The organism is Formosa sp. L2A11 (assembly GCF_009796865.1).
Lineage (GTDB): Bacteria > Bacteroidota > Bacteroidia > Flavobacteriales > Flavobacteriaceae > Formosa.
This window is the reverse complement of the sequence record NZ_CP047028.1, coordinates 155,862-177,134: the sequence shown is the minus strand read 5'-3', so window position 1 is coordinate 177,134 and position 21,273 is coordinate 155,862. Positions and strand designations below refer to the sequence as shown.

21 protein-coding genes are annotated in these 21,273 nt (G+C 31.3%); 12 read left to right on the top strand and 9 right to left on the bottom strand.

Annotated elements, in window-relative coordinates; genetic code table 11:
• Positions 1 to 234: 234 nt before the first annotated feature.
• The gene (locus GQR95_RS00780) at positions 235 to 1,050 is read right to left on the bottom strand and encodes a hypothetical protein (RefSeq protein WP_159021360.1); all 816 of its coding nucleotides are present in this window, start codon (positions 1,048 to 1,050) and stop codon (positions 235 to 237) included.
• A gap of 58 nt (positions 1,051 to 1,108) precedes the next feature.
• Positions 1,109 to 1,516 carry a hypothetical protein gene (locus GQR95_RS00775; protein ID WP_159021359.1) on the bottom strand — a complete coding sequence of 136 codons (408 nt, stop codon included), beginning with the start codon at positions 1,514 to 1,516 and terminating at the stop codon, positions 1,109 to 1,111.
• A gap of 422 nt (positions 1,517 to 1,938) precedes the next feature.
• On the opposite strand from GQR95_RS00775, the gene GQR95_RS00770 reads away from it, so the two are divergent.
• Positions 1,939 to 2,955, top strand: coding sequence for a LacI family DNA-binding transcriptional regulator (locus GQR95_RS00770; RefSeq protein ID WP_159021358.1), 1,017 nt, complete (start codon positions 1,939 to 1,941; stop codon positions 2,953 to 2,955).
• A 9-nt stretch (positions 2,956 to 2,964) separates the two neighbouring features.
• On the opposite strand, the gene GQR95_RS00765 is transcribed toward GQR95_RS00770, so the two are convergent.
• Positions 2,965 to 4,176, bottom strand: coding sequence for an MFS transporter (locus GQR95_RS00765; protein WP_159021357.1), 1,212 nt, complete (start codon positions 4,174 to 4,176; stop codon positions 2,965 to 2,967).
• Between the two features lie 234 nt (positions 4,177 to 4,410).
• Here GQR95_RS00765 and GQR95_RS00760 point away from each other — a divergent pair, with 234 nt between their 5' ends.
• A complete protein-coding gene (locus GQR95_RS00760; protein ID WP_159021356.1) occupies positions 4,411 to 5,022 on the top strand; it encodes a DUF1684 domain-containing protein in 612 nt (203 codons plus the stop codon).
• On the opposite strand, the gene crcB is transcribed toward GQR95_RS00760, so the two are convergent.
• The 3 genes from crcB to GQR95_RS00745 all read right to left on the bottom strand — a co-directional run bounded on the left by crcB (position 5,019) and on the right by GQR95_RS00745 (position 7,878).
• Positions 5,019 to 5,390: a fluoride efflux transporter CrcB gene (crcB, locus tag GQR95_RS00755; protein ID WP_159021355.1), complete on the bottom strand. Its 372-nt coding sequence runs from the start codon at positions 5,388 to 5,390 to the stop codon at positions 5,019 to 5,021. The genes GQR95_RS00760 and crcB overlap by 4 nt on opposite strands.
• Before the next feature lie 18 nt (positions 5,391 to 5,408).
• Positions 5,409 to 6,473, bottom strand: coding sequence for an SRPBCC family protein (locus GQR95_RS00750; RefSeq protein WP_159021354.1), 1,065 nt, complete (start codon positions 6,471 to 6,473; stop codon positions 5,409 to 5,411).
• A 97-nt stretch (positions 6,474 to 6,570) separates the two neighbouring features.
• Positions 6,571 to 7,878: a DUF5723 family protein gene (locus tag GQR95_RS00745; RefSeq protein ID WP_159021353.1), complete on the bottom strand. Its 1,308-nt coding sequence runs from the start codon at positions 7,876 to 7,878 to the stop codon at positions 6,571 to 6,573.
• A gap of 469 nt (positions 7,879 to 8,347) precedes the next feature.
• Here GQR95_RS00745 and GQR95_RS00740 point away from each other — a divergent pair, with 469 nt between their 5' ends.
• On the top strand, positions 8,348 to 8,734 hold the full coding sequence (locus tag GQR95_RS00740) for a nucleoside triphosphate pyrophosphohydrolase family protein (RefSeq protein ID WP_159021352.1): 387 nt from the start codon (positions 8,348 to 8,350) through the stop codon (positions 8,732 to 8,734).
• 37 nt (positions 8,735 to 8,771) lie between these two features.
• On the opposite strand, the gene GQR95_RS00735 is transcribed toward GQR95_RS00740, so the two are convergent.
• Entirely contained in the window at positions 8,772 to 9,827 is a 1,056-nt protein-coding gene (locus GQR95_RS00735) for a branched-chain amino acid aminotransferase (RefSeq protein ID WP_159021351.1), read from the bottom strand.
• 168 nt (positions 9,828 to 9,995) lie between these two features.
• On the opposite strand from GQR95_RS00735, the gene mnmD reads away from it, so the two are divergent.
• The 3 genes from mnmD to GQR95_RS00720 all read left to right on the top strand — a co-directional run bounded on the left by mnmD (position 9,996) and on the right by GQR95_RS00720 (position 12,258).
• Positions 9,996 to 10,673, top strand: a complete 678-nt coding sequence (gene mnmD / locus GQR95_RS00730) for a tRNA (5-methylaminomethyl-2-thiouridine)(34)-methyltransferase MnmD (protein ID WP_159021350.1) — start codon at positions 9,996 to 9,998, stop codon at positions 10,671 to 10,673.
• A gap of 12 nt (positions 10,674 to 10,685) precedes the next feature.
• The gene (locus GQR95_RS00725; RefSeq protein WP_159021349.1) at positions 10,686 to 11,255 is read left to right on the top strand and encodes a pentapeptide repeat-containing protein; all 570 of its coding nucleotides are present in this window, start codon (positions 10,686 to 10,688) and stop codon (positions 11,253 to 11,255) included.
• Positions 11,256 to 11,349: 94 nt separating this feature from the next.
• Complete coding sequence (locus GQR95_RS00720) at positions 11,350 to 12,258, top strand: TIGR01777 family oxidoreductase (RefSeq protein ID WP_159021348.1); 909 nt, start codon at positions 11,350 to 11,352, stop codon at positions 12,256 to 12,258.
• A 63-nt stretch (positions 12,259 to 12,321) separates the two neighbouring features.
• On the opposite strand, the gene GQR95_RS00715 is transcribed toward GQR95_RS00720, so the two are convergent.
• Positions 12,322 to 12,996 (bottom strand): YceI family protein, encoded by a 675-nt coding sequence (locus tag GQR95_RS00715; RefSeq protein WP_159021347.1) that lies wholly within the window; start codon positions 12,994 to 12,996, stop codon positions 12,322 to 12,324.
• 152 nt (positions 12,997 to 13,148) lie between these two features.
• On the opposite strand from GQR95_RS00715, the gene GQR95_RS00710 reads away from it, so the two are divergent.
• From GQR95_RS00710 to GQR95_RS00685, 6 genes are all read left to right on the top strand, one after another.
• Positions 13,149 to 13,685: a nucleotide exchange factor GrpE gene (locus GQR95_RS00710; RefSeq protein WP_159021346.1), complete on the top strand. Its 537-nt coding sequence runs from the start codon at positions 13,149 to 13,151 to the stop codon at positions 13,683 to 13,685.
• 57 nt (positions 13,686 to 13,742) lie between these two features.
• The gene (dnaJ, locus tag GQR95_RS00705) at positions 13,743 to 14,870 is read left to right on the top strand and encodes a molecular chaperone DnaJ (protein ID WP_159021345.1); all 1,128 of its coding nucleotides are present in this window, start codon (positions 13,743 to 13,745) and stop codon (positions 14,868 to 14,870) included.
• A gap of 299 nt (positions 14,871 to 15,169) precedes the next feature.
• The gene (locus GQR95_RS00700) at positions 15,170 to 16,099 is read left to right on the top strand and encodes an ABC transporter ATP-binding protein (RefSeq protein ID WP_159021344.1); all 930 of its coding nucleotides are present in this window, start codon (positions 15,170 to 15,172) and stop codon (positions 16,097 to 16,099) included.
• Between the two features lie 2 nt (positions 16,100 to 16,101).
• On the top strand, positions 16,102 to 17,409 hold the full coding sequence (locus tag GQR95_RS00695; protein WP_159021343.1) for an ABC transporter permease: 1,308 nt from the start codon (positions 16,102 to 16,104) through the stop codon (positions 17,407 to 17,409).
• Between the two features lies 1 nt (position 17,410).
• Positions 17,411 to 18,265, top strand: coding sequence for a mechanosensitive ion channel family protein (locus tag GQR95_RS00690; RefSeq protein WP_159021342.1), 855 nt, complete (start codon positions 17,411 to 17,413; stop codon positions 18,263 to 18,265).
• Positions 18,266 to 18,311: 46 nt separating this feature from the next.
• Entirely contained in the window at positions 18,312 to 19,475 is a 1,164-nt protein-coding gene (locus GQR95_RS00685; protein ID WP_159021341.1) for a sigma-54 dependent transcriptional regulator, read from the top strand.
• Positions 19,476 to 19,563: 88 nt separating this feature from the next.
• On the opposite strand, the gene GQR95_RS00680 is transcribed toward GQR95_RS00685, so the two are convergent.
• Positions 19,564 to 21,255 carry a CotH kinase family protein gene (locus GQR95_RS00680; protein WP_159021340.1) on the bottom strand — a complete coding sequence of 564 codons (1,692 nt, stop codon included), beginning with the start codon at positions 21,253 to 21,255 and terminating at the stop codon, positions 19,564 to 19,566.
• Between the last annotated feature and the right edge of the window lie 18 nt (positions 21,256 to 21,273).

The window sequence follows — 21,273 nt, the reverse complement described above, 5'->3', positions numbered from 1 at the left end:
CGCATTTTGTTTAAGCTTTATTTAAAATATAGCGCTAAAAACTTCATTGGGAATATGCTCTAAACGTATTAGATTAATTTCTGAATTTTCATTTTTATTGAAATTTGAATTTAACCATTTCTCAACTTTGTTTTTTACAATAATACATAACATACACATACTACATTTCTCAAATATAAGCCATCTGTAATAGATGTTCTTTGTGTTGGTGTTGAATGTGTTGTTTAATAAATATTAAGATTTTGTAGTAACTACAGGTTTGTACTTATCTATTAGACTTCTGATTTTTTTATAAATTAATAAGTAAGCAGTTGCTGTTCCAAAAGACAATAATGTGCCCCAATATATACCGTATAACGGGTATACTATTGAAATGGTTAAGGAATAAATAATTAAAGAAAACATACCTATTGGCACATTCTTAATAACTGTATGCACGTGTTCTTTAGAGTATGTAAGATGAATAATTAATAGTAAAGGGAAAAGGGTAGTTGGAAATGCAGAAAATAATCCGGCCCAAGTCGGCCCAACAAATTTGGGAACACTTGTAATAACTAAAATAATTAATGCAGCCAAAAAGGCTCTTACAAAAAGTGTTTTATAACTTAGTTTTGCTTTTGTTTTTATATTAATTTCTTTAATATTTTTGAAGAGATAGAGATACAGAAACGAAAATACAATAGGGATTAATATAGCAATATAGGTGTTAACTTCTAAATGATGTAATAACCAAACTATTATAAAATAACTTAATATAGCCGACAAAGACGATAAGATAACATTGTATTTATTAAAGTACCGAGATGCCATGTAATATGTGTACACAAAGGTTAAGGTTGCTGCGAGTCCTACCATGTTAAAAACGGCACTTTTTGCTGCATATTCTGGATTTACTTCTAACCCAAAGAAAAATAGTGTAATTGCAGATCCTGTTGGATATCCGGATAATATTCCTGCAACTTTAGGACTTACATTTTCTGCAAGAATAGATAAGCCAATAACAAAACCAATAGCTACAATTAGTTTAATTAAGAATATTAATTCTATCATTTTTTTTATTGATTCATGTTTTAATGCTTTTAATGAATTCTTCCGAAAAAATTAAAATCTAATTTTGCTGAATTAAAGACTTTACATAAAGTCTATGTATAATTCTTAGCTTTTTAAGTTCTATACGTAGTAGTTTTATAAAATCGGAGCTGTTTGTTTTATTGGTATCTAAATATTTCGTGTTCGTGTATAATCTGTCTATAAAGAAACGTAAAGATTTTGCATGTTTTAATTTCTGAATATGATTTGTTTCATTCTCCGTCTCAATAATTTTAGGAACTAACTCTAAAGCATCAATTACAAGTTTGTCTGCATATTTGTCTAAATGATTTTTAGATGTATGCATGGCTATAATATCTTTATCGTGAGTAACGTAAGATGCAATATGTCTTGATAGTTTAAAAATTTCTAAAGACTTTTGGTAGATTGTTAAGTCTTTAATGTTTGTTTTGTGTGACTCGGCCATTTTCTTTTCAGTTAGTACAAAAATAAACACTAAACCGGAACGATGTATTTAAAATTTGAATTTAATATTATAAATCCTATCAAGTAAAATGAAGTACATTTTTTAAGCTAATAAAAGATTAGTAGAGTGCTTGATATAGAATGCTAATTTTAGAAATAATTTTCAAAGAAACGCATCGATTAGACTTGTTTATAAACGGGGTAAATCTATGCCAAAAACTAAAAACACAAAAAGAAAAGGCTAATACTATCAAAAATAACCTATTACTTAAAGATAGTACCGTAAAGTCTCTTTAAAAGTGGCAAAAATTTAAGAATTAATAAATTTATACGCTTTTTAGTTCCAAAAATTTATTATAATTTTAGCTCTTGTATAATTTGCCAGATTATTAAAAACACGAATTCAAACTAATAGCCATTTTCATGAAAAAAACCACCCTTAAAGATATAGCAAAAGCATTAAATGTATCGGTTTCCACAGTATCTAAAGCGCTTCATGATATTCCTGAAATTAGCGAAGAAACGCGTATTTTAATTCAGAATTATGCAAAAGAAAAAAATTACAGACCTAATTATAATGCTTTAAGTTTAAAGAATAAAAGAACGAAAAGTATTGGTGTAATTATTCCTAATATGCTTAACTATTTTTACATGCAAGTCTTGCAAGGTATAGAGAAGGAGGCTGCAAGCCATGGTTATAGAATAATGACTTGTATTTCTAACGAATCTTACCAGAAAGAAGTAGAAATTATAGATATGTTATCTACAGGAAGTATTGATGGGTTTTTACTAGCTATTTCTAAAGAAACGGAAGAGAATGGTGAGTATAGCCATTTTACAGATAGTGTAAAGTTTGGGTTTCCAATTGTTATGTTCGATCGTGTTTCTGAACATGTAGAGTGTGATAAAATTATTACAGACGATTTAAATGCTTCTGCAGACGCTGTAAGTTATTTGGTAAAACAAGGGTGTAAACGTATTGCATTTGTATCTCCTCTTAAAAATTTAAGTATTGGGCGTTTACGTTTTGAAGGTTATAAAAAAGGATTAGAGCAAAATAATATTGCTTTAGATTCTAATTTAGTTATAAATACGAGCAATGTAAATTACAAAGATTACGATGCAATGATTAGTCCGTTGTTTGATCATAAAATTGATGGAATAATTTCTACGAACGAATCTTCTGCGCTTTCAGCAATGAAATTAGCAAAAGAAGATGGTTATAAATTGCCAGAAGATTTGGCTGTCATTTCTTTTGCTAACGGAATATTGGCTCGTAATTCTAATCCTAGATTAACATGTGTTAGTCAGCATGGTGAAATTATGGGAGCTGTAGCTGCTAAAAAGCTAATCGATAAATTAGAGAAAAAAGAAGATGCAAAATCTTATACTACAGAATTTATAGAAACAGATATTGTTGTACGTGATTCTACACGTTAATTAAAACTGTTATTGCTTATCTTTTTGTCTAATCATTCTCCATTTTAAATAGTATAAAATACTAATACATAGAAGCATTATCACGGTTGTGGTGTGCCATGTTACTTGGTATCCCAATTTTGCAATTAAGTGCATGCCAGAATTATGTGCTATAATATGAGCAATAGAAAAGGAGATGCTATACAACGCCATATATTCGCCTTGATTTCCTTTTTTTGCGCGTTCTAAGGCAAAGGCATTAGAAAACGGAAAAGCAATCATTTCTCCAATAGTCATAAATAACATGCCTATTACTAATACGCCTGCCCAGCCGCTTACATTTAAAAAGATAAAGCTTATGGCCGTTAATATGGCTCCGAAAACAACTAATCCTGTTTTAGAATACATCGATTTTTCTAAAGATTTAACAAGTGGCATTTCTAATACAAAAATTAAAAATCCATTCATTCCCATTAATAGTCCAATCTCAAATTCTGATAAACTATATACTTCTTTGTAGAATAATGGTACGGTAGAGAAGTATTGTAAAAAAGCAATTCCAAACAATAACATGGCAAATAAGAAGATAATATAATTTACATCCTTATATGCAGATTTTGGATTTTCAACACTAATTTCATCAGCAATTTTAACCTTTTTTGGGTGCAATACGTTTAGTAATAATATACCCGCCAAAAAGCAAGTAATACCATCTACCCAAAATAAGCCACCATAACTTAGAGTTACAATTATTAATCCTCCAATTGCGGGGCCTGCAGAAAAACCAAGGTTAATTGCTAAACGAATTAATGTTACAGATCTTACCTTATTTTCCTGTTTACTGTAAGCACTTAAGGCTACAAACATGGCAGGTCTAAACATATCTGCAATCATTAATAACACAAAAACACCAATACTTATACCTACAAAAGTTGTTAGGAACTGCAAGGCAATAAATAAAAATCCAGAAGTAATTAAACTAAAAACCATGACTTTGTAGTACCCAATTTTGTCGGTTAATTTTCCGCCTAACCAAGATCCAACCACAGATCCTGCACCAAAAGCACTCATAATCCAACCTACTTCTATAAGTGTAAAATGTAAGTTTTTAGTTAGGTATAAAGATAAGAACGGGATAACCATGGTGCCAGCCCTGTTTACTAATGTAATAAATGCCAACCACCAAACTTCGTTAGATAGACCTTTAAAGGTGTTTATGTAATTTTTAAAAATAGTTTTCATTGGTTTTTGTTTTGGTTGGTGTAATAAAAAAAACGTCCAACTTAATAAATTAGGTTGGACGTTTTTTATATACTATTTAGAAAGTGTTATATATAGCATGTCCAGTATCTTGAATAAGATACGCGGGTAAGTTTATAAGAGACTTTTCTATTTAACACGATTATATATATTTTCTGATTCAAATCTAGATAAAAAAACGATAAGTTGTATTTTTGAATTTCAAATTTATTTAAAATGAAGTCATTCTTATATATCGCCTTATTTTTTTGTTTGTGTTCATGTTTTCAAAACAAAGAACCTTTAATAGGAGATACACCTTTTCAAAAAGCATTAAATGCTAGTTTTAAAGACGCTAGCGAATCTCCGTTAAAAAAGAAAGATAGAAAAGTATTTAAAAGTTTAGATTTTTTTGAAGTAGATTCTACATACATTGTTCAGGCGCGGTTAGAGCATACGCCGGATAGTACATTTTTTGAAATGCCAACAACAACAGAACGCATGTCTAAAGAACGTGTTTTTGGGATTGTTAATTTTAAAATTAAGGGTGAAGATTTTAAACTTAAAATTTACGAAAGTCAAGATTTATTAGATCAAGAAGGAGACGAAGATTACTTGTTTTTACCTTTTCTAGACTTAACAAACGGAGATTCTTCTTATGGAGGCGGTCGTTATATAGAAGTGCTTGTAAATAATAAAGAAAAGGATACGGTAATTACTATAGATTTTAACACGGCTTATAATCCGTATTGTGCATACAATGAAAAATTCTCGTGCCCAATTGTACCTAGAAGTAATTTTTTAAATACAGAAATTAAAGCAGGAGTGAAGGTTTTTAAAAAACACTAGATATATTTTACAAGATGCACTCCCGAAAATACAGCTAGAAAACCAAGTACAAAACTGGCACAGGTGTAAATTGTAAAGTTTAAAAAATCACCTGTTTTTAAGAAGGTATGATTTTCAAAAGCAAAAGTAGAAAAGGTTGTTAAGCCACCACAAAAACCGGTTGCCAATAATAATGTGTGATTTTGGGTTATATAATGATTTTTAGCAGCCAATCCCAATACAAGTCCAATAAGTAAACTTCCAGTAACATTTACTAACATGGTTCCGTAAGGGATGCCTGTATTCGCATCGTTTAAATATTTGCTCACTATAAACCGTAGTACACTACCAAAGCCACCACCAATAAAAATCAAAATTAATTGCTTCATCTGTTGTGTCTAAGAAATTTAGTTTTCTTCTGTAGGAGGTATAACAGTTTCTAAATTTTCTGTAATAGGAATAGAATCCGACTCTCTATGAATGGCAACATATATTTCTGTTACCCAATTTGCTGGATTAATTTTGTGTTTCGGACTTGTTACATAGCTTTCTAACATAATGTTATTTTCTGCTTTTTCTAAGTCGTTTGTAATCATGTATTCCGAAGTTGTATTCCAAGCGTTGTCTAAATAATTATAATTCCCTTTTAAAGTTGTTTTAAGTGTTTTAAAAGCAGGTAATAAACCTGTTAATATTTTACTGTCTGTAGTTGTAATTTCTGTAGTTGTAGGTATACAACAAGAAAACGTTACGCTGTTGTGCTCTTTATCCCATTTATTGAATAAAATAAAAGGAAAACCAGCTATAGGAATTTGGTTCTCTGTTACGTATTTGGTAATTTCAGACATCATAATCTCTGCCTTATCTTTGTAATTATCTATACGTGCAGACGTTTTTGTGTATAAGTAATAACCGCCACTATGGTTAGTAATACCATTTATTGTAACGCTATACACCTTCATACTTTCTGTAATGGCAGAATCTAATTTTGTAAGTCCTTTTTCAAATTTAGGAGCAAGATCTACTTCTGGTGTGCCAAAAATAGCATAATAAGCTTTCTTTCTTAACGGAATATTTTTACTCGTCATGCTTAAGGTTACAGACGATGTGTTTTCTGAAATAGAATCAATTTTCCAATCTAACTGAGATTTCGGGTATTCGTGAAAAATTAGTTCTTGATGTATACGTGTAGGTTTGTAGGATTCTGTAGTCGTAATTCTTCCTATAGAATTATCTTGTAACCAAGTATATTCTTTGCTGTTTTGGTTATTGTCTGTTGTGCTTATTTTTTTCCAAGGCACCCAAGATTCCCAATGGTTTAAATTATTAAGATAATCGTATACCACTTCTTGTGGAGCTTCTATTGTTTTTGTTCTTGAGAAGCTTATTTCGTTTGGTTGAACAGCAATATAAATTGAAGATCCAATGAACGCTATAAGTAGCAAAAACAAGATATATTTTGTTGATTTCATTGATGTAAAAATTGTGATAACATCAAAGGTAATCAATTTTACATCAATTTTTTAAAAAGCCTAATCCTTCTTTATACATGTATACTTTTTAATCATTTTATCTATAAATAGGAACTTTTAAACCGATATATACATCTGCAGATTTTGATGTATTTGCAATTAAGTTTGAAATAATAGAACTAGATCCTAATGTTACCGGTCCAGCTCGTAATCCAAACCCGCTTGCAAAACCTGCATATTCTCTAAAACCAAGCGGTAAATACAAGCTAAATCTTTTAATTTCAAATCGAGGCGTAAATATAACAGAGTTTAAACTGTTAGAAGTTTGAGCTTGATCTGATTCTGCAATAGAAAAATCTGCTTGTGCAGCGATATAAAAACGCTCAGCAATATTATAATCTGCTTGTAAGTGAACGGCTGTAGGTAATTTTATTTTTGCATTTTTAATAACCGAAGTATAATCGTATAAATCATCAAGATTATCAATATCAAATTCGTCTGGATTTATGGTTTCGTTTAAATCGTAATTAGATATTTCTGTGTCTTTATAATTTATAGAACCAATGTCTGTAACAGAAAGACCTATTTTAAATTTGTAGCCCGCCGGAATATTGTCTAAAGAGTTGTTTTGGCTCCATTCGTAAGTAAATCCAATATCTGCACCAAAACCAGTGCCTAAATTTTCATATTTAAGATTTTCAATATCAAAATCTCCAGTTATACCGTAAGCTAAATTTCCTTTTGTTTCAAGTGTGTTAGCAGATGCATCGTAGTTTCCTTGCATACGATCTGTACTCATAAACGCAGATCCTATACCTTGTAAATATTTTAAGGTTATTCCACCTTTTATTTTATGATTATTAGTATTTAGAAGAACACGACCATAAGAAATACCAAGTTCTGTCCATGCATGTATTGAGCCTGTAAATTCGTCGTTTTCAAAATTAAAATCTTCCGTTTCATCGAAGTCATTTTTAATTTTATCAAACAATTCGCCATTAATTTTATTAATATTTACAAAAGATCTTACTCGGGAAATTAAAGCAACACTGTTGTTTTTATCAATATTAAACATAACAGAAGGTCCCATAACGTTTAAATTCACAAAGAAGTTGTTCTTGCTTTTTGGAAATGTTTCAGTGTCTTGGTCGGAGCCCAAAAGATTTTCGGAATTTACTAAATCATTTAAAGTAATTCCATAATAATCGCTTGCAGCAAAAGAACTAAAAGATAGTATATTAATGTCTAATTTTATTTTAGAATCTACACTCGTAGCAGGATTGTAAATAACGCTGTGAATTCCTGCATAATTGTCTATTGTATGTCCAATGTAATTTTGTGCTTTTAGTGTATTACATGCACAAATAAGAATAGCTAGGATTATAAGGGAGGAGTAGGGTTTCATATCCGTTATTTTTTTTGATTAAGAACGGAAAATAAATGTAGGCTATCTAAAAAAAGTGATGTTTTTTAAGATAGAGATAGGTTTTTTATGATTTAAAATATGAAAAATCAGTAAAACAGTTTGTTTTTTGTGTAAAAGGCAAAGATTGTTAGCCTTTAAATATTAATTTTATACTGATAATAAATAACAAGAATGCAATAAAAGCAACAAGCACCCAGATACTACCATTGTAATATTTTTTATGAAGTGCGAAATCTTTTTTATACGTGTAAAATATAGAGATAACAAAAACGATAAAAAATATGACTCCAAAAATCAATTGACCTTTTGTAAACATGGGGTACTCTGAGAATTAATTAAAAATATGATGCTAAAATTTAAAAAACGTGATAAGTTGCGTAAATATTAGAATCTAATTGCAAAATTATCAAGTCTGTAAATGTAATCAAAATTATAACATTTTAATAATATGAAGAATAAAATAGAAGCTGTTAAAGCATTTCATACCGCATATAAATTGGGGTATAGTGAAACACCGCTAGCCAATTTAGGAACGGATAAAAATATGCTGCGTTTTAATTTAATGAAAGAAGAAAACGAAGAGTATTTAGAGGCTGCCAATAATAAAGATCTTGTAGAGATTGCAGATGCTTTAGGAGATATGTTATATATTTTATGTGGGACTATAATAGAGCATGGTTTACAGCATAAAATTGAAGATGTATTTAATGAGATACAACGCAGTAATATGAGTAAGCTAGGTGCAGATGGAGAACCTATTTATAGAGCAGACGGAAAGGTGTTAAAAGGCCCAAATTATTTTAAACCAGATATTGCATCTATTTTAGATAAGTAAAAAAAAGAGCGACTTAAAATAGTCGCTCTTTTTAGTTTTATATACTTTGTCTCCAACCGTAAGGGTCTTCAGATTTGTTGTATTGAATATTTAATAATTTCTCTTTAAATATATCAGAGAAGTTTTTATCTATTTTCGGAACTTCAAAAACATCCCCTTTATAAGAGAATGCAGAAATAGGGCTCACTACAGCAGCTGTACCAGAACCAAAAATTTCTTTTAAAGAACCATTTTTACTAGCTTCTATTAGCTCGCTTACTTTAATCGGTCTTACATCTACAGCAATGTTAGAATCTTTAGCGATTTGAATAATACTTCTACGCGTAATTCCATCTAAAATTCTTTCGCTTGTAGGCGCAGTAACTAAAGTGTCGTTAATTCTAAAAAAGACGTTCATTGTACCCGCTTCTTCTAAGAACTCATGAGTGTCTGCGTCTGTCCAAATAATTTGTTGAAAACCTTCTTGGTTAGCTAAACTTGTTGGGTAAAATTGTGCAGCATAATTTCCTGCAGCTTTTGCGTAACCAACACCACCGTTAGCAGATCTACTAAATTGTTCAGCTATTAAAACGCGTACATCTCCAGAGTAATAAGACTGTGCAGGAGAGCAAATAATTAAGAACTTGTATTCTAACGCAGGCGATGCTGCAATAGCAGGTTCTGTTGCGATAACAAAAGGTCTTATGTATAGCGAGTTTCCAAAGCCAGGTTGTACCCAGTCTTTGTCTAAATTTACCAAAGCTTTTAAGCCTTCCATAAAGACTTCTTTTGGAAATGCAGGTATAGCCAAACGTTCTGAAGATTTGTTAATACGTTCCAGATTGTCTTCAGGTCTAAATAACCAGACATTTTCAGCTTCGTCTTTAAATGCTTTCATGCCTTCGAAAACAGCTTGGCCGTAATGAAAAACACGAGCAGAAGGATCTAAAGTTAAAGGTGCATAAGGCGTAATTTCTGGCTTCTGCCATTCGCCGTTTTTAAAATCACATACAAACATGTGATCAGAGAAAACTTTACCAAAAGACAAATTATCAAAATCCACATCATGTATCTTGCTTGTTTTTGCTTTTGTAATTTCAATCGTATTTGTCAAAATATTATAATTTACTAGATTAAACAGTATTTATTATAGCATAAAAGTAGTATAAAATTTTTAAAAATCGCGTATATTTACGTTTCGAATTAATTGATTATCTAAATTAGTAAATCCTTCTTTTTGAGATTTTAATATTTTAATTAATCTTTCGCAAACTTCATTATTTTGGAACGCAAATATATTACAACAGCAGATGGTTCTTCAACCATTTATTTACCAGATTTAGACGAAACGTATCACTCTAGACATGGTGCTATTCAAGAAGCCTTACACGTCTTTATTAAGGAAGGATTAAAATATACTTTAGACCAAAAACCTGATTTAAACCCAATATCTATTTTAGAAATTGGTTTTGGTACAGGTCTTAATGCGTTCTTAACATGTTTACAAGCTAAAGATTTAAATTGCAAAATAGATTATACAGGTGTAGAAGCATATCCTGTAACTGCAGACGATTTACTTCATATTAATTATTCGAAATCTATAAACGAAGGCGCTAACGAATCGGTTTTTAATACCCTTCATAAGGTTGCTTGGGAGTCAAAACAAGACATTTCAGAATATTTTTCTTTATTAAAACAACAAAAATCTTTTAATGATATCACAGACAATGCGTTGTATGATATTATTTATTTCGATGCTTTTGGCCCGCGAGTACAACCTGATTTATGGGGAGAAGCTGTTTTTAAAATTATGTTTAATGCCTTAAAACCAGGCGGGATATTAGTAACGTATTCTGCACAAGGTAATGCTAGAAGAGCAATGCAAGCCGTTGGGTTTACAGTAGCTCGTATTCCTGGACCTCCAGGAAAAAGAGAGATGTTGAGAGCAAGTAAAATTTAACAAATTGACGATATGACTACAAATGTTGAAGACCTATTATTTAAAAATGAAGACTATAAAACTAACCCTTTGCCTTTAGGCGATTACGATGGCTGCTCTTTCGAGCAATGCGATTTGTCTAATAGCGATCTTTCTGGGTTTGTCTTTACCGAATGTGAGTTTATAGATTGTAACTTAAGCAATACTAAACTAAAAAAAACCTCTTTTAACGATGTTGTTTTTTCAGATTGTAAATTACTAGGATTAGACTTTAAGTCTATTAGTACGTTTTTAATGCGTATAAAATTTAGTAATTGTAATCTCCAAATGGCACAATTCGATTTTTTAAAACTTAAACGCAGTGTGTTTATAAATTGTGAATTGCAACAAGCTTCTTTTCAAGGCTGTGATTTAACAGGTGCAGATTTTGAAAAATGTAATTTGCTAAATACTCAATTTATAGATTCTAATCTGGAAAGAGTAACTTTTTTAACTGCATATAATTTTAATATCGATCCTGAACTTAATAGAATGAAAGGGGCTAAGTTTTCTAAGAATGATTTAGAAGGGTTGCTACAAAAATATCATCTTGAAATTAGTTAATACGTATTAGGCTGTTTTACAGATTAGTGTTAAACCTTACTTAATGTGAGTTATAAGTATTTATGTATTTGTACTTTTGTTAAAAAATTAAGAGATGGGTGTTTTAATAACTGGCGCTACAGGACTTTTGGGTACTAAAATTGTGGAACGTTGTCTCCGCAAGGATGTTAGTGTTAAATATTTAACAACCAGGAAAGAAAAGATTGTAAGTGAGAAGAACTATCAAGGGTATTATTGGAATCCAGAAACCAAAGAAATAGATACAGATTGTTTCGAGGGCGTGCAAGTTATTATTCACTTGGCCGGAGGTACTGTTTCTAAACGTTGGACATCTTCTAATAAAAAAGAAATTATAGATAGTAGGGTGCAATCTGCACGATTATTACATAGCGCATTAAAATCGTTACCTAAACATAGTGTCGCTCAAATAATATCTGCAAGTGGTATTAGTGTTTATCCAGATTCGTTAACTAAATACTATAACGAGAAGGATACTCAAATAGATCATTCATTTTTAGGCGAAGTCGTTAAAGCTTGGGAAGCCGAGGTCGATACTTTTTTTGGATTAAACATTAAAGTTGCTAAAGTTCGTATTGGCCTTGTATTGTCTACAGAAGGTGGTGTTTTACCAGAATTTAAAAAACCTATAGATTTAGGCTTAGGTGCTGTTTTTGGTACAGGAGAACAATGGCAATCTTGGGTGCATATAGACGATGTTGTTCGTGTATTTATATTCCTTTTAAAATATTGTGGCGAAGGAACCTTTAATGCTGTTGCTCCTAATCCGGTAACACAAAGCGAGCTTATAAAAGCGATCGCTAAAGTTGTAGATAAACCTATGTTTTTACCCGGAATTCCTAAAGGAGTAATGAGACTTGTTTTAGGCGAAATGCATAATTTAATGTATGCAAGTCAGCGTGTAAGTAGTAAAAAATTAGAAGATCAAGGTTTTGAGTTTAAATACCCGAACCTGCAACCCGCATTATTAGAATTATTAAAATAAAAAAAAGACTATCTTTTTACAGATAGTCTTTTATATTTAAAAGCGTATTTAAGAGATTTAAATTTAAGCTTTTGTTGCTTTAACTTTTATAGTTAATGTAATATCGTCGTTAATAAATTTGTCTCCAAGATTATCAAACACAGATTTAGAACCAAAGTTTATTTTCCATTGTGTTCTATCTATTACAAAAGTTTCACATACTAAACTTAGCGAATCTCCTTCAGAAGTTACTGTAACAGGAAACGATACATTTTTTTCAATACCTTTCATTTTTAAATTTCCAGAAAGTATTGTTTTACCAGCTTCATTAGTAGCAACTCCTGTTATCTTAAATGTAGCAGTAGGAAATTCGTTTACATTAAAAAAGTCGCCTTCTTTACCTGCAACTGTACCTTTTAAATGTGCTTCTAAGTTTAACTTTTTATCACCTTCAAGATCTAAAGCTGTAATGCTATTCATATCTATAACAATAGTTCCGCTTTCTATTGCACCGTCTTCAGTATTAAGTTCTCCTGTTTTAATACCAATTGTTCCAAAGTGTTCACCTGTAGGTTTGGCACCTTTCCATTCAATTGTAGAGTTACTTACATCTACATTGTATTTTTTTGCAGTTATAACTGTTTCTGCAACAGGTTCTGCAGCTGTAGCTTCTGCAGCTTCTTTCGTTTTTTCTTTACAAGATATTGCAGTTGCTCCAAGAGCTAATGCAACGCATAAGGTTAAAATCTTATTTTTCATGATTATTGTTTTTTATGTTTATATTCAAAAATAATTAAAATTGAATGCTTCAAGAAAAAAACAAGAATTTTATTTGTGACATTTTGGCAAATATTGAAAGATGGCAGTACTTTTGCCTTAAATGGATAGTGTTTATTTTTAAATTAGAAGACATGAGTAAAGAAGAGAACCAAAAAGACGTTGAAGTCGAAAATATAGAAGAGCAAGTAGAAGAGCAAGTTATTGAAAATCAAGAAGTATCTGTAGAGGAAGAATTACAGGTTAAATTGAAGGAAGAAAAAGATAAATTTTTAAGATTGTTCGCTGAGTTTGAAAATTATAAAAAACGAACTTCTAAAGAACGTATCGATTTGTTTAAAACTGCCAATAAAGATGTCATGGTAGCCATGTTACCAGTGTTAGATGATTTTGATCGCGCATATAGTGAAATTGCTAAAACTAAAGAAAAAGACCTTTTAAAAGGTGTAGAATTAATTAGTAATAAACTAAAAAATCTATTAGAATCTAAAGGTTTAGAATTAATAGAAGTTAAAGCTGGAGATGTATTTAATGCAGATCATCATGAAGCAATTACTCAAATTCCTTCACCAGTACCAGAATTAAAAGGTAAAATTATAGATGTTATTGAAAAAGGATACAAATTAGGAGAAACAGTAATTCGTTTTCCTAAAGTTGTAATTGGGCAATAACAGACACACTGTATACTAGTGTAAAAAATATTAACGGTCGAAAGTGACACATACACCATGAAGAGAGATTATTACGAAATATTAGGAGTTGATAAAAATGCTACTGGAGCTGAAATAAAAAAAGCATACAGGAAGAAAGCTATAGAATTTCACCCAGATAAAAATCCAGATAACAAAGACGCTGAAAATAAATTTAAGGAGGCTGCAGAAGCTTACGAAATTTTAAGCGACCAAGATAAAAAAGCACGTTATGACCAATTTGGTCACCAAGCATTCGAAGCTGGTGGCGGTGGTAATTACGGTGGCGGACATATGAATATGGACGACATCTTTAGCCAATTTGGAGATATCTTTGGCGGCGGCGGCTTCGGCGGCGGTGGCTTTTCAGGATTTGGCGGCGGTGGCGGTCAACGTCGAGTAAAAGGTAGTAACCTTAGAATTCGTGTAAAGTTAACTCTAGAAGAAATTGCTAACGGTGTAGAAAAGAAAGTAAAAGTAAGACGTAAAGTACAAGCGCCAGGAACATCTTATAAAACATGTCCTACATGTCAAGGTTCAGGTCAAGTAACACGTATTGCTAATACTATTTTAGGGCGTATGCAAACAGCTTCGCCTTGTACATCTTGTGGTGGATCTGGTCAGATTATAGATAAAAAACCTAACGATGCAGATGCACAAGGGTTAGTTGTAAAAGAAGAGACTGTATCTATTAAAATACCAGCAGGAGTTGTAGACGGTATGCAACTTAAGGTTACAGGAAAAGGAAACGAAGCACCAGGAGCAATGGGTGTTTCTGGAGATTTACTTGTCGCAATAGAAGAAGAAAATCACAGCAGCTTACAACGTGAAGGCGATAATCTTCATTTCGATTTATACGTAAGTATTCCAGATGCTGTTTTAGGAACCTCTAAAGAGATTGAAACTGTAACAGGAAAAGTGCGTATTAAAATTGAAGCAGGTACACAATCTGGCAAAATATTACGCTTACGCGGAAAAGGAATTCCAAACATTAATGGTTACGCCAAAGGAGATTTATTGGTGCACGTAAATGTATGGACACCTAAAACGTTAAATAAACAACAAAAAGAATTTTTTGAAGAGATGCGAGAAAATGAACATTTCGCACCAAAACCAGAAAGTACAGATAAATCATTTTTCGAGAAAGTAAAAGATATGTTTTCTTAAAAGTGAACTTAAAAATACTTATAAAACATCCGCTTTTTTAAGGCGGATGTTTTTGTTTTTATGCTTTTCGTAAATTTTATCTAAAATAATTACAGTATTTTTAATATAAAGTGCTATATTTGAGACATTACTAATTGAACTTAGTAAGTTTTTCTTTTTCATAGCAATTTTTTTCCCATCCTTAGTTTTTTTAAGGATGGGTTTTGTGATTTTAGGAATAACTTCTTTTTAGCATTTTATATTAAGCTTCTTGTCTTACATTTAATATATTTACACCTTATAATTAACTAAATTCGCGAATGCATAATATTTTAGAGGCGCATACTATTTCTAAAAAATTTGGAGATTTTACAGCGCTCAATCAAGTTTCTATAGAAGTTCCCAAGGGAAGTATTTTTGGGTTATTAGGTCCCAACGGTGCCGGGAAAACTACGTTAATCAGAATCATAAATCAAATTACAATGCCAGATTCAGGGCATGTTATTTTAGATGGAGAACCATTAAAAAATCATCATGTAAAAGATATTGGATATTTGCCAGAAGAACGCGGTTTGTATAAATCTATGAAAGTTGGCGAGCAAGCATTATATTTAGCACAATTAAAAGGGTTAAGTAAAGCCGAAGCTAAAGAACGTCTTCATTATTGGTTTGAGCGATTGGAAATTGGAGATTGGTGGAATAAAAAAATTCAGGAGCTATCTAAAGGTATGGCACAGAAAATTCAATTTGTGGTTACCGTATTACACGAACCTAAATTGTTAATTTTCGATGAACCTTTTTCAGGATTCGACCCTATAAATGCAAATTTAATTAAAGACGAGATTTTACGTTTAAGAGATAATGGCTCTACCATTATTTTTTCTACACACCGTATGGAATCTGTCGAAGAGTTGTGCGATCACATTGCGTTAATTAATAAATCTAATAAAATATTAGACGGAAAACTAACAGAGGTAAAACGCCAGTTTAAAAATAATGCTTACGAGGTTGGTGTAAAAACAGATAATATAGCAGCACTGCATAAAGAATTAACCGAAAAGTTTGAAGTGTCTCCTGCACAATTTAAAACCATAGACGATCAATTAAAGTTAAATGTAAAATTAGGAGCTACAGAAAAGCCAAACGATTTTTTACAGTATTTAACCACAAGAGGTGAGGTCTCTCATTTTGTAGAATTGTTGCCAAGCACAAACGATATTTTTATTAAAGCCATTCAGAATAATAGCTAATCATGAATCATTTACCACTCATTATAAGAAGAGAGTATTTAACGAAAGTTAAAAATAAGGCATTTATTGTAATGACTATTATTAGTCCTATTGTGCTAATTGCTCTTATTGCTACTGTGGCCTATTTGTCGCAAATAAGCAGTAATAAAGTTAGAACTATAGCCATTTTAGACGAATCGGGTTTAATTAAAAATACCTTTAAAGATACAGAAACAACGAAGTATAAATTCTTAACCAATATAGATTTAGAAGCTGCAAAAGCATTGGTTGAAGCTCAGGGCGAATATGGGTTATTACATGTTGAAAAAAGTCTTGATGTAAATTATTTAGAAAATCACGTTAAGTTTTATTCAGAAGACTCACCTTCGTTATCTGTAGTTTCAGGTTTAGAAAGTAAGGTTGAAAAATCTTTAACCGATGTAAAGTTGGTTCAGGTTGGAGTAGATTTAGACAAAATAGAATCTGCTAAGATCGATGTTAGTATTATACAAGAGAACTTCTCTGGAGAGAAAACATCTAAAATAGAAAGTATAATAAAACTTGCTTTTGGTGGTGCTGCAGGATATTTACTATTCATGTTTATTATTATTTATGGTAACATGATTATGCGAAGTGTAATTGAAGAAAAAACGAGTCGTGTTATCGAGGTTATTATTTCGTCTGTAAAGCCTATGCAACTTATGTTAGGTAAAATTATAGGAACATCTTTAGCAGGGATCACGCAAATAATTATTTGGATTATTTTAGGAGGCGTTTTAACTGGGTTAGTAGGATTTGTTTTCGGAATAGATATGAGCCAAACACCGCAGCAACAGGTGATACAGCAATCTATATTCGATCAGCAATTAAATGGACAAATAGAAACCGTTTTAGCAGGGTTCTACCATTTACCACTAACCAATTTAATTATTGCTTTTGTATTCTTTTTTATCGCAGGATATTTATTATATAGTTCTATGTATGCTGCAATTGGTGCTGCTGTAGATAATGAAACAGATACACAACAATTTGTGTTTCCAATTTTAATGCCTTTAATTTTATCGGTTTATATCGGATTTTTCACTGTTATAGAAGATCCACACGGTACAGTTTCTACTATATTTTCGTTTTTTCCATTAACATCTCCAGTCGTTATGTTAATGCGTATTCCGTTTGGAGTCCCTATTTGGCAACAGCTATTGTCGTTATTGCTTTTAATAGGTTCGTTTTTGTTAACCGTTTGGTTTGCTGCAAAAATTTATCGTGTCGGAATTTTAATGTACGGAAAGAAACCTACATACAAGGAATTACTTAAATGGATTAAATATTAAAATGAAACAGCTTTCAGAATTTCTAAATTTTACATTCCATTTGGGAGACGATATTTCGGTGTCTGTAAAGGCTGTTTTTGTTATAATAATAGTGATTTTAGTAACTTCTAGATTACTTAAATTATTGAGTAAACTGCTTACAAGAAATTTACCTAAAGAAAATAAGATTAAATTTGAAATGTTATTTTCTTATGGAAGCTGGGGTGTTTATCTGGTTATTCTATTAATTACTTTCGATTCTATTGGTATAAATGTTACGGCTGTTTTTGCAGCTTCAGCAGCCTTATTAATAGGTGTTGGTTTGGCGCTTCAAACCTTAATTCAGGATATTATTTCTGGTGTTTTTATAATTGTAGATCAATCTGTTCATGTTGGAGATATTATAGAAATTGATAATAAAATTGGTCGTGTTGAAGAAATTAAACTAAGAACAACAAGAGCTGTGACTTTAAATAATAGAGTCTTTATTATTCCAAACCATATTTTCTTAACCAGTAGTTTATATAACTGGACACTAAACGGAAATGAAACCAAAGACACTGTAACCGTAGGAGTCGCTTATGGAAGTAATGTAGAATTGGTTGAAAAATTATTATTACAATCTGTAAAAAATCATCCCGATATTTTAAAGACACCAACTCCACGTGTGTTGTTTATGGATTTTGGAGATAGTGCTTTAATGTTTCGTGTTGTATTTACCGTACGAGAAAGTTTTTTAGGAGAAGGACCACGAAGCGATGTACGTTTTAAAATAGAAAAATTGTTTAGAGAACATCAGATCTCTATACCATTTCCACAGCGCGATTTACATGTCGTTACGGCTCCTGGTTTAGAAAAACCAAACACAAAAAATTAAAAAGTTATATTATATTGATGTGTAATCAATACCAAAAATAAAGTATATGCCAAAAATTTTAATTATTGAAGATGAAGCAGCCATTCGTAGAGTTTTGGTTAAAATCTTAGCAGAAGAAAATGAAACATATCATTTAGAAGAAGCAGAAGATGGTTTAGTAGGCATAGATAAGATTAAAAATAACGATTACGATTTAGTGTTATGCGACATTAAAATGCCTAAAATGGATGGTGTAGAGGTTTTAGAGGCTACAAAACTTATTAAACCAGAAATTCCAATGGTAATGATTTCTGGACATGGCGATTTAGATACCGCTGTACATACTATGCGTTTAGGAGCTTTCGATTATATTTCTAAACCGCCAGATTTAAATAGATTATTAAATACGGTAAGAAATGCTTTAGACAGAAAAGAATTAGTTGTGCAAAACAAAATTCTTAAAACTAAAGTGAGTAAGAATTACCAAATGATTGGTGAAAGTCCTGCTATTGCAAGCATTAAAGAGATTATAGAAAAAGTGGCACCAACAGATGCTCGTGTGTTAATTACGGGAGCAAACGGAACAGGAAAAGAACTTGTTGCACATTGGTTACATGATAAAAGTGAACGCGCAAAAGGAGCCTTGATCGAGGTTAATTGTGCTGCAATTCCTAGCGAATTAATAGAAAGCGAACTGTTTGGTCATGTTAAAGGGGCTTTTACTAGTGCCAATAAAGATCGTGCTGGAAAGTTTGAGGCTGCCAATGGCGGAACCATTTTTCTTGATGAAATAGGAGATATGAGTTTGTCTGCACAAGCTAAAGTTTTACGAGCTCTTCAAGAAAGTCGTGTACAACGTGTAGGAAGCGATAAAGATATTAAGGTAGATGTTCGTGTAGTTGCTGCAACAAATAAAGACCTAAAGAAAGAAATAGAAGCAGGGCGTTTTAGAGAAGATTTATATCACAGACTAGCCGTTATTTTAATTCAGGTACCTACTTTAAACGATAGAAGAGAAGATATACCGTTGTTAGTAGATTTCTTTTCAGACAAGATTGCAAAAGAGCATGGAAACGCTAAAAAAGAGTTTTCTAAATCTGCTTTAAAGTTGTTGCAGTCTTACGATTGGACAGGAAATATTCGTGAGTTAAGAAACGTTGTTGAACGCTTAATTATTTTAAGTGATAATACGGTAGAAGAAAGCGACGTAAAATTATACGCGACTAAATAAAAATATTTATTTCATTAAAAAGAGGTTCTAAGCTTTAAGTTTAGAACCTCTTTTTTTGTGTTATAAAAGTGTATTTAAATTATAGATTTTAGTTTTTAATAAACTTATAAGTGATGCTTTCTATGTTTAAGAAGTAAAGTCCGGATTGTAAATCTTCTATTGTAATGGCATTATTATCAATTATACCTTCGCTTGAAAGTTGTCCTATATTGTTATAAATTTTAAAAGTCTTACCATTCAATTTTATGTTATTGGAAATATTAAGTCTGTTTTTAGCTGGATTTGGATAAATGTTTAGCTTTTTGGTTTCTAAAGATGTGTCTTGTACCGATAATACCTTTTCAAAGTAAGTGTCTAAATAAGTCAATCTGTTTTCTAACCAAGTTAAGGTATAAGATAAATCGTCTTCACTAAAGTTGTAGTTAGAATAGACTAAGGCTTCTCTTTCATAAATATTATTAGACTTTAAAAAATTATACCGATCAGAAATAGATTGTAATAAAGTTTCATTACTAAGTAAATCTTGTCTTAAAGTAAACCATCTATTTGAAATATCATCGGCAATATTATCTGGATTTAACTCTAAAACTCGGCTCATAAAACCATTCGTTAAGATGTCGTTGGTAATATTTTCATTTGATCCATCCCATATGGTTCCAAAACAACCATCTAAATCCCAAGGCACATAAAAATAAGGTTCATCTGTGGTGTATTTGGCTATGTAAATATTTTTTCCGGTGTTGTCTGTGGCTCTAATTAGATTCAAAAAAATAAAATAATCAATATAATTATCGTTGTTAAAGCTGTTCCAAATATTTGTTTTAAAGTCGGCTTCTGTGCTATTCATTACAAAATCTGTAAAACCATATATGTTACTCCAATCTATAATGTCGTCTGCTTTTGGGTATTTTACTTCATAACCACTCCAAAGGTCTGTGGAATTGTCGTAATTGGGTAAGTCTGTGAATGTAGATGCACCTCTACCTACACCTTTAAAAAGTTCACCTCTAAGATTATCTTTATAACTTTTAAGTTCTAATTGTTTTTTATCTACTTGTTCAGACAGATTGTAAACGCCGTTATAGCTTCCGTTTAAAAACACTTCTACATAGTTTACGTCTGCTCCAGATTTAGCATCGGGTTCTTCATCTAAATAGGTCGGTGTATGTATTTCTAGCCATAATTTATTAGCCGTATAACTTCGTAATCTTAATGGCTCATTGTACAATGCGTCTATTATCCAATCATCATCAGATCTTAAATCTCCAAAGTAAACGTTGTGAGTCTCTTCACCCAATTCATCTTCCCAGAACTCTAGATCGTATGTTTTTTTAGGATAATATTGAGAGATTCCACCACGTATTTCTATACCTATTTTAGATGTTAGAACTTGCTCATCATCTGCATAATAAAAATTGGCATAAACTTTAGGTTCGTCTACAATTGTGTTTTCCGAAGTTATAGCTATAAGTGGTAAGGCCGTAAAATATAAGGTGTAATTAGTAGCGGTTTCAGGATCTGTAACGGTGTACGAATTTGTGTATGTTAATTGCTCTGGTAAGGCTGTAAAAAGATAGTCTTTTTTATTTAGTGTAATACTAATTGCATTGTATGCAGAGGTTATGTTGGTATAATTTTCAATATGTTCTATTTGTGAAATAATTAAAGCTTCATTTTTATCTATATTAAATTTATGTGCTTCAATGTTAATATTTAAAACTTGCGAAAAGCAAATTATAGAATGTAATAACACTGATATAAATAGTAGTTTTTTCTTCATTTTTAGGCTTAAAAAATA